Raw genomic sequence first — 383 nt, 5'->3', positions numbered from 1 at the left:
ATCCCGCTGATCCGCCAGACCTGGCGCTACTCGCGAAGCGACTTCTCGGCCATGGCGGTGACCATCCTGCTGACCCTGGTGGAGGGGGTCGAGGCCGGCATCATCAGCGGCGTGGTGCTCTCCATCGGCCTCTTCCTCTACCGCACCAGCCGCCCCCATAGCGCCGTGGTGGGCCGCATCCCCGGCACCGAGCATTTCAGGAGCATCACCCGCCACGAGGTCGAGACCCTTACCAGCGTCGCCTTCCTGCGCATCGACGAGAGCCTCTACTTCGCCAATGCGCGCTACCTCGAGGACACAGTACTGCAGATGGTGGCCCGCGAGCCGGGGCTCGAGCACGTGGTGCTGATCTGCTCGGCGGTCAACCTGATCGACGCCTCGGC

General features: G+C 66.8%; 1 protein-coding gene. It reads left to right on the top strand.

The window, feature by feature from the left end; translation table 11 throughout:
* The coding region (locus Q673_RS0117950) for an STAS domain-containing protein (RefSeq protein WP_031217525.1) at positions 1-383 on the top strand (383 nt) is incomplete at both ends.

The sequence above is a fragment of the Halomonas sp. PBN3 genome (genome assembly GCF_000475415.1).
Classification (GTDB): domain Bacteria; phylum Pseudomonadota; class Gammaproteobacteria; order Pseudomonadales; family Halomonadaceae; genus Halomonas; species Halomonas shengliensis.
The sequence above is the reverse complement of the archived record's forward strand: the minus strand, read 5'-3'. Positions and strand labels throughout refer to the sequence as shown.